This is a genomic window from Bradyrhizobium sp. CCBAU 53415 (assembly GCF_028128735.1).
Taxonomy (GTDB): Bacteria; Pseudomonadota; Alphaproteobacteria; order Rhizobiales; family Xanthobacteraceae; genus Bradyrhizobium.
Genome location: NZ_LBJF01000023.1, coordinates 500,302 through 508,993 on the forward strand (window position 1 = coordinate 500,302; position 8,692 = coordinate 508,993).

Consider the following 8,692-nt stretch of genomic DNA (forward strand, 5'->3'; position numbering starts at 1 on the left):
TCAGCGTGGCAGGAAGTAGCCCGGCGTCTGTGCGCGCGGACGATTTTGATACGCGTATGGATCGTCGCTCTGTCCGACGAAATACGGATTGGCGATGCAGGTCAGCGCGCGACCGGATGCGCTCGCCTGACACTGCGCGTAGGTGTCGAACCTGCAATTGCTCAGTCCCGGCCATTCATCACCGGTGAGGCAGAATGGATGATTTTTACCGAATGCGTGCGCCGGTGCGCTTGCACCTGATGCGAATGCAAATGTGACGAATGCGAGCGAAAATGTGGCGACAATGGGCAAGGGAACTCGACCGCGCATCTCGATTCTCCAATCACGCGAATGTGCGCGCGGAGTCGTTACGCGCACATGCAGTTTATGTCGTGTAGTCGACATTGGAACTCGTGAAAACACTTGTTTCAAAGGGTTTCCGCACACCTGCCGATAGACATTCGTTAGTGAGCAAGGTCCTTTCGACCAAACTGTTGCGTCGCGGTTACAGCAATTCCGTCGTCCACTGCTAAGACATTGCGCACGGCCCGGGGGCCTACTGAAGAAACTGGAACGGGAATCAAATGAAGAAGAGTTTGTTGCTTGCCGCTGTCAGCCTCGTCGCGCTCAGCGCGGCTGCACCGGCGATGGCTGCTGACCTCGCGGCGCGGCCCTACACCAAAGCTCCGCCGGCGGCGATCGCTGCCGTTTACGACTGGAGCGGTTTCTACATCGGCGTCAACGGCGGTGGCGGTTCGGCGGATACGTCGTGGGACCTCGTCAACTTCGGTCCTGAAGGTTCGCACAACTCGACCGGCGGCACGGTCGGTGGCCAGATCGGCTACCGCTTTCAGACCGGCCAGTTCGTTTTCGGTGTGGAAGGCCAGGGCAACTGGGCCGACTTCTCCGGCGACAACATCAGCCTGATCGCCCCCGGCAATCGTAACCGGACCAAGATGGACGCATTTGGGCTCATCACCGGTCAGGTTGGCTATGCCTGGAACAACGTCCTGCTCTACGTGAAGGGTGGTGCGGCTGTTGTCAGCAACAAGTACGACGTCTACAGCGTTGCCACGGGAGCAAACATCGACAACGCGGACGAGACCCGCTGGGGCGGCACGGTTGGTGCAGGCCTGGAGTTCGGTTTCGCTCCGAACTGGACAGTCGGCGTCGAGTACAACCACATCTTCCTCGGCGACCAAAATGTCACCTTCGCCAGTGGTGCAGTCGACCGCATCAAGCAGGACGTCGACATGGGCCTCGTCCGCCTGAACTACAAGTTCGGCGGCCCGATGCTGGCTCGTTACTAAGACAGCTCGCTCAACGCGAGCGGCTGACGAAAGCCCCGGCTTCGGCCGGGGCTTTTTTATTTTGTTCATTCAGCGAGTTAACCATCCCGTTTCGCGCGGTCTCGGACCGCTTGACTCCCCTGAACAAACGAAGAACAATGTTCTTCATACGTTCCAACAAGGGAGCAGGCCATGTTCAGGGTTTTCGTGGAAGAAGCCGCCGCACTGGCGTCCATCACGCTGTTCGTCGGGATGATCGCGATCTGGGCGCAGGTGATTCCGCAGCTCTAGGCCGGCGAGCGTAACGCTGCCGCTTGGGGAAAAGCGGGACGACTTGGCCGATCGGCCGCTGCGGCGTGGACTCTGGAGCAGTGACGCCCCACCATCGCGAGGCGAGTCGGCCGGGCGATGCAGGATCCTCGTTTGATCTGCCTGACATCTCCCGGCGTTGGCGACCGCTCCATTTCATCTGCAAGAGGCCGTCACGCGACCATGCCGAGCGCCGGATTCGTTCACCTTCACGTTCACTCGGCCTATTCGCTGCTCAAGGGCTCGATCAAGATCGCCAAGCTCGCCGAGCTTGCGAAGAAGGACCACCAGCCCGCACTGGCGCTGACCGACACCGATAATCTGTTCGGTGCGCTGGAGTTCTCCGACAAGATGGCGGGTTCCGGTATCCAGCCGATCGTCGGCTGCGAGCTGGCGATTGATTTCGGCGATCAGGATCCGAATGCGCGGAACGCGATTGGGCCGTCGCGGGTGGTGCTGCTGGGAGCGCAGGAGCGCGGCTATCGCAGCCTGATGCGGCTGAACTCGCGCGCGTTCCTGGAATCGCCGGACAGCCATGCTCCGTTCATCAAGTTCGATTGGCTCGAGGGCGAGACCGAGGGCCTGATCGCGCTGACGGGTGGACCGGACGGGCCGATCTCGCTGGCGCTCGCCGGCGGCCTTGCCGAACTCGCCGCCGCGCGCTGCGAGCGTCTGGCCGCCCTGTTCGGCGACCGCCTCTACGTCGAATTGCAGCGCCACAACACGGAGAAGGAGCGGCGCGTCGAAAGCGGCTTGATCGACATCGCTTACGCCAAGGGACTGCCGCTGGTTGCGACCAACGAGCCGTATTTCGCCGCGACCGACGACTACGAAGCGCATGACGCGCTCCTCTGCATCGCCGGCGGGCGGCTGATCGCCGAGACCGAGCGCGAGCAGCTCACGCCGGATCATCGCTTCAAGACGCGCGCCGAGATGGCGGTGCTGTTCGCCGACATTCCGGAGGCGCTGGCCTCGACGATGGAGATCGCCGAGCGCTGCTCGTTCCGGCCAATGACGCGCAAGCCGATCCTGCCGTTCTTCACCGTCGGCGCCGCCGCAAGCTCCGATGCCGCCTCTGTCGAGGCGGCCGAGCTGAAGCGTCAGGCGGAGGAGGGGCTTGCCAACCGCCTGCGCGTGCACGGCCTGTCGCAGGGCACGACGGAAGAGGACTACAACAAGCGGCTCGCCTTCGAGCTCGACGTCATCATGCGCATGAAGTACGCGGGCTACTTCCTGATCGTGTCCGACTTCATCAAATGGGCGAAGGCGCAGGGCATTCCGGTCGGGCCGGGCCGCGGTTCCGGCGCCGGCTCGCTGGTCGCGTGGGCGCTGACCATCACCGACCTCGATCCGATCAAGTTCGGCCTGCTGTTCGAGCGCTTCCTCAACCCCGAACGCGTCTCGATGCCGGACTTCGACATCGACTTCTGCCAGGACCGCCGCGGCGAGGTCATCAGTTACGTGCAGCAGCGCTACGGCCGCGATCAGGTCGCGCAGATCATCACCTTCGGCACGCTGCAGGCGCGCGGCGTGCTGCGCGACGTCGGCCGCGTGCTGCAAATGCCCTATGGCCAGGTCGACAAGCTCACAAAGCTGGTGCCGCAGAATCCGGCTGCACCGGTGACGCTGGCCGCCGCGATCGAGAGCGAGCCGAAGCTGCAGGCGTTCCGGGACGAAGACCCGGTTGTGGCGCGCGCCTTCGACATCGCCCAGCGCCTCGAAGGCCTGACGCGCCACGCCTCGACCCATGCGGCCGGCATCGTGATCGGCGATCGCCCGTTGAGCGAGCTGGTGCCGCTCTACCGCGATCCCAAATCCGACATGCCGGTGACCCAGTTCAACATGAAATGGGTCGAGCCCGCGGGGCTCGTCAAGTTCGACTTCCTCGGCCTGAAAACGCTCACCGTCCTCGACGTCGCAGTAAAGCTGCTCAAGCCGCGAGGTATCCATGTCGATCTCGCCACGCTGCCGATCGACGATGCCGAGAGCTACCAGATGCTGGCGCGGGGCGATGTGGTCGGCGTGTTCCAGGTTGAAAGCCAGGGCATGCGGCGCGCGCTGATTGACATGCGCCCCGACCGTTTCGAGGACATCATCGCGCTGGTCGCGCTCTATCGACCGGGCCCGATGGCGAACATCCCGACCTATTGCGCGCGCAAGCACGGCGACGAGGAGCCGGAATATCTGCATCCCGTGCTTGAGCCGATCCTCAAGGAGACCTTCGGCGTCATCATCTACCAAGAACAGGTGATGCAGATCGCGCAGGTGATGTCGGGCTATTCGCTCGGCGACGCCGACCTCCTGCGCCGCGCCATGGGCAAGAAGATCCGCGCCGAGATGGACAAGCAGCGCGACATCTTCGTCGCGGGCGCGGTGAAGAACGGCGTCCCGAAGGGGCAGGCCGAGACCATCTTCGAGCTGCTGGCGAAGTTCGCCGACTACGGCTTCAACAAGAGCCACGCGGCGGCCTATGCGCTGGTGTCCTACCACACCGCCTACATGAAGGCGCATTATCCGGTGGAGTTCATCGCCGCGTCGATGACGCTCGATCTCAACAACACCGACAAGCTCTCCGAATTCCGCTCCGAAGCGCAGCGTCTCGGCATCAAGGTCGAGCCGCCGAACATCAACCGCTCGGGCGCGACCTTCGAGGTCGGCGAGAAGACGATCTACTACGCGCTTGCCGCGCTCAAGGGCGTCGGCATCCAGGCGATCGAGCAGATCATCGCGGAGCGGACCAGAGGCGGCCTGTTCACCTCGCTCGCCGATTTCGCCGCCCGGGTCTCGCCGCGCGCGATCAACAAGCGCATCATCGAAAGTCTTGCCGCCGCCGGCGCCTTCGACACGCTGGAGCCGAACCGGGCGCGCGTCTTTGCCGGTGCCGACTCGATCCTCGCCGCCTGCCAGCGCGCGCATGAAGCCGCGACCATCGGCCAGAACGACATGTTCGGCTCATCGGCCGATGCGCCGACCATCATGCTGCCGCAGGTCGAGCCGTGGCTGCCGGCCGAGCGGCTGCGCCGCGAATACGACGCGATCGGCTTCTTCCTGTCCGGCCATCCGCTCGACGATTATGCAACCGTGCTGAAGCGGCTGCGCGTGCAGAGCTGGGCCGAGTTCTCGCGCGCAGTGAAGACCGGTGCGACCGCCGGCAAGGTCGCCGCCACCGTGGTCTCGCGCATGGAGCGGCGCACCAAGACCGGGAACAAGATGGGCATCATGGGCCTGTCCGATCCGACCGGCCATTTCGAGGCGGTGCTGTTCTCCGAGGGGCTCGCGCAATATCGCGACGTGCTGGAGCCGGGAGCGGCCGTGCTGCTGCAGCTCGGGGCGGAGCTTCAGGGCGAAGACGTTCGCGCCCGCGTGCTGCATGCCGAGCCGCTCGATGACGCCGCGGCCAAGACGCAGAAGGGCCTGCGCATCTTCCTGCGCGACACCAAGCCGCTGGACTCGATCGCCAAGCGCCTCGCCGGACCCGACATGGCGGCCTCGAACGGCGGCGCGCCGAAAGTCGGGAGTCCCGCGCTTGCGCCGCGCTCCAACGGCGACGGTGAGGTCTCGCTGGTGATCATGCTCGACCTCGAGACCGAAGTGGAGATGAAGCTGCCCGGCCGTTTCAAGGTCTCGCCGCAGATCGCCGGCGCGATCAAGGCGGTCGCGGGCGTGGTGGACGTGCAGCAGCTCTGAGGTCGCCGGCACCGCCGCAAACCAAAGCTTAACTATTTGGCCCGCGTGTGGTTTCGAGGTCGCTCGCGCGCAGCTATCAGTTGTCGGCTCGACGATCTCGTTTGACGAGAAACCTGGAAGGACAACAACCATGTGCGACGAATGCTCCGATAATCTGCATCAACCTGTTGCTCCGTCCCGGCGCTCCATGATGCTCCTTGCCACCTCGGCGCTTGCGGCGGCGGCGTTTGGCGGGGCCGCCTTCGCCAAGGAGAAGAAGGCGCCGCCGAAGCCGCAGAACGTGCTGTCGCCCGATGCGGCGCTGAAGCGGCTGATGGAAGGCAATGCGCGCTACGTGTCGGGCGTGTCGCGCCGCCACGACTTCAAGCACGAGCGCGAGGCATTGGTCGGCGGTCAGAATCCGTACGCGGCTGTTTTGAGCTGCGCCGATTCGCGCATCGCGCCCGAATATGCCTTCGACACCGGGCGTGGCGACCTGTTCGTGTGCCGCGTCGCCGGGAATTTCGCAGGCGATGAAACCGTCGCCAGCATGGAGTACACGGTCGCGGTGCTCAGCACGCCCCTGATCCTGGTGCTCGGCCATGACAATTGCGGCGCCGTCGATGCGACCATCAAGTCGCTGAAGGACGGCAAGCCGTTGCCGGGGCACATCCCCTCGCTGGTCTCCGCGATCACGCCGGCGGTGAAGACGGCGGCCCAGCAGAGCGGGAATGCGCTCGACAACGCCATTCGCCAGAATGTCATCGACAACGTCGCCAAGCTGAAATCGGCCGCCCCGATCCTCAACGCGGCGGTCGAGCAGGGCAAGCTCAAGGTGGTCGGCGGTATCTATCGGCTGAACACGGGGACCGTCGAGCTGCTTGCCCAGGGCTGAGCCCGGCTTCCGGAGCATCGGAGCCCACGACCTGGTCGCGCCTCTTTCGAGCAGAGGCGGCCACCCGGCTGTCGTCAGAAGCGACAGCCCCATCCTCGGGTGCGCTCCTCCCGAGCGCGCCATTCCGCCGCCTCAATCCGCGCCTTTCGTTCAAGCGCCGTTCAGCCGGCCGAGCATTTGATGCGCGGTGGCTTTTGAACCATATTGGCGGGCAAGCAGGCAATGCGCGGGACCTTCAGAGCTTTCATCGGCCTTCCTCTTGCGATTCTGCTGGTTGTTGCGGGTGTGGTGCCGGACCAGGCCCGCGCCCAGCAGCAGGAAAAGCGGATCGCGCTCGTGGTGGGCAACGGCGCCTACGCCAAATCGCCGCTGGCAACCACTGCCAACGATGCCGGCCTGATCGCGCAGACGCTCCAGGCGGCCGGCTTCGACGTGGTCGGCGCGCGCGATCTCGACGGCGACACGCTGCGCAAGAGCTTGCGCGATTTCATCCAGAAGGCGCAGGCTTCCGGCCCGGGCACCGTCGCGATGATCTATCTTGCCGGCTACGGCGTGCAGCTTGCCGGCGAGAACTATTTCATCCCGGTCGATTCCAACATCACCCGCGACACCGACATACCGACCGAAGCCTTGCGCATCAGCGATTATGCGCGCCAGCTCGCGTCCATTCCGCTCAAGGCCGACATCGTCGTGCTCGATGCGGCCCGCGCGCAGCCCTTCATCGAGGGCGGCCAGCCGATCGCGAGCGGTCTGGCGCTGGTCGAGCCGGAGGCGAACATGCTGATCGCCTTCAACGCTGCGCCCGGCACGGTGGCGCCGGAGGAGCCGGGACCCTACGGCATCTATGCACAGTCGCTCGCCGAGATGATCCGCACCGGCGGCCTGCCGCTGCCCGAGGTGTTCGACCGCGTTCGCCTGCGCGTCAACGAGGCCAGCAAGGGCGCGCAGGTGCCCTGGAACGAGCAGAAGATATCGGCGCAATTCTCGTTCTTCGAGCGTGCGCCCGATGCGCCGCCGCCGGAGGCGGCGCCCGATCAGGTCGCCGCCATCCGCAACAAGCCGATCCGCGATCTCGGCGTGCAGGATGCCTATGCCGTCGCGCTCGAGCGCGACACGCTGCCGGCCTACGAGGAGTTTCTCGCAGCCTATCCGAATGACCCTCTGTCGAAGCGCGTGATGGCGATCGTCGCCGCGCGCCGCGAAGCCATCACCTGGCGACGGACCTATCGGACCGACACGCCGGAGGCCTATTGGTCGTATCTGCGCCGCTATCCGCGCGGCCCGCATGCGGCGGATGCGCGCCGACGCCTGGCGATCCTCACGGCGCCCGCCGAGCCGCCGCCGACCTTTGCGATGATCGATTACGACGTGCCGCCACCGCCGCCGGAGGAGGTGGTCTATGTCGACCGTCCAGTGTTGTATTTCAGCGATCCCGATTTCGGCTTCGCGCCGCCACCGCCGCCGCCGGTGTACTATCTGCCACCGCCGCCGCCGGATTTCGTCGTGCTGCCGCCGCCGCTGCCGGTGGTCGGCCTGTTCGTGCTGCCGCAGCCGGTGTTCGTGCCGATCCCGGTATTCGTCAGGCCGCCGGTCTATGTCGCGCCGCCGCCGAACAACATCATCTATCAGAACATCCATAATACGACGGTCATCAACACCGTGATCAATCGCCCGCCGGCGCCTTCGCCGGCCGCGGGGCCGGCGCCTGGTCCGGGCAATCTGGCGCCGGCGGTTGCCGGCCGCGCCACGCCGGCAGGTCCGGCCGTGCCGCAGGCCGTCGTGCAGCGCGCCGCGCTGATCCAGCAGGGCAAGGCGCCGATGCCGCCGAGCGCGACGATCCAGCCGACGGTGAGACCGGGTATCGCTGCACCGGCTCCGGCCAACGTCGCTCCCGCCAATCTCGCTCCTGCCACGACAGCGCAGCCGCCGGCTTCGGCAAGGCTGCCGCAAGACAATACCTTGCCGGCACCGGGCGCCCCCGGCGGGCCAACGGCCGGAGCAGGGGCGGCGCCCGGCACGGTGCCGCCGAACGGCACGCCCAGTCCGGCCGCGACGGCTCCCGCCGGCAATGTCCACGGTGCGACACCGCAAGCACCGGCACCGACCAAGCTGCCGCAGGCCAATACGCTGCCGGTGCCCGGGACCCCCGGCGGACCGCCGCCCCCGGCCAGGGCAGGCGGGACGCCCGGCGCTGCCCCGCCTCATGGCAAGCCCGCCGCGACGGCTACGGCGCCCACCGGCAACGTCCCGCCGGCGCCGCCGAACGCGGCAACGGTTGCGGCGCCTAACCACCCGCCGGCTCCTGGAGGTTCGACGACCCCGTCCGCGGGGATGCCCAGGCCATCGGGCACATCGACGCCGCCGGCCACGGACAAGCGCGGCCGGCCGGCCGGTCCGCAACCGAGCGCGTTGTTGCCGCCGGGCGCGGCGGCCGGCAAGCCGGCGCTGCCGAGCACGGCCAAGCCGGTAGCGCCTCCACCGCCACCGGTGGCAGCGCGAGAGCCCTCCAGGGTTCAGGATCGTCGGCCCGCTCCGCCGCCGGCCGCCAAGCCGG

General features: G+C 66.3%; 5 protein-coding genes. 4 read left to right on the forward strand and 1 reads right to left on the reverse strand.

Annotated elements, in window-relative coordinates; all coding sequences use genetic code 11:
• Nucleotides 1-309 (reverse strand): DUF3551 domain-containing protein, encoded by a 309-nt coding sequence (locus XH87_RS18250; protein WP_271588328.1) that lies wholly within the window; start codon nucleotides 307-309, stop codon nucleotides 1-3.
• Between the two features lie 254 nt (nucleotides 310-563).
• Between XH87_RS18250 and XH87_RS18255 the strand changes: the two genes are divergently transcribed.
• From XH87_RS18255 to XH87_RS18270, 4 genes are all read left to right on the forward strand, one after another.
• Complete coding sequence (locus tag XH87_RS18255; RefSeq protein WP_061879523.1) at nucleotides 564-1,289, forward strand: outer membrane protein; 726 nt, start codon at nucleotides 564-566, stop codon at nucleotides 1,287-1,289.
• 471 nt (nucleotides 1,290-1,760) lie between these two features.
• Nucleotides 1,761-5,264, forward strand: a complete 3,504-nt coding sequence (gene dnaE / locus XH87_RS18260) for a DNA polymerase III subunit alpha (RefSeq protein WP_271588329.1) — start codon at nucleotides 1,761-1,763, stop codon at nucleotides 5,262-5,264.
• A gap of 130 nt (nucleotides 5,265-5,394) precedes the next feature.
• On the forward strand, nucleotides 5,395-6,138 hold the full coding sequence (locus XH87_RS18265; RefSeq protein ID WP_271588330.1) for a carbonic anhydrase: 744 nt from the start codon (nucleotides 5,395-5,397) through the stop codon (nucleotides 6,136-6,138).
• A gap of 222 nt (nucleotides 6,139-6,360) precedes the next feature.
• Nucleotides 6,361-8,692: caspase family protein (locus XH87_RS18270; protein WP_271588331.1), on the forward strand; the 2,332-nt coding region annotated here is incomplete at its 3' end.

Bases quoted from the DNA above. Each gene is read 5' to 3' on its own strand.
- XH87_RS18250 (WP_271588328.1), bottom strand. From the start codon at position 309: ATGCGCGGTCGAGTTCCCTTGCCCATTGTCGCCACATTTTCGCTCGCA.
- XH87_RS18255 (WP_061879523.1), top strand. From the start codon at position 564: ATGAAGAAGAGTTTGTTGCTTGCCGCTGTCAGCCTCGTCGCGCTCAGC.
- dnaE (WP_271588329.1), top strand. From the start codon at position 1,761: ATGCCGAGCGCCGGATTCGTTCACCTTCACGTTCACTCGGCCTATTCG.
- XH87_RS18265 (WP_271588330.1), top strand. From the start codon at position 5,395: ATGTGCGACGAATGCTCCGATAATCTGCATCAACCTGTTGCTCCGTCC.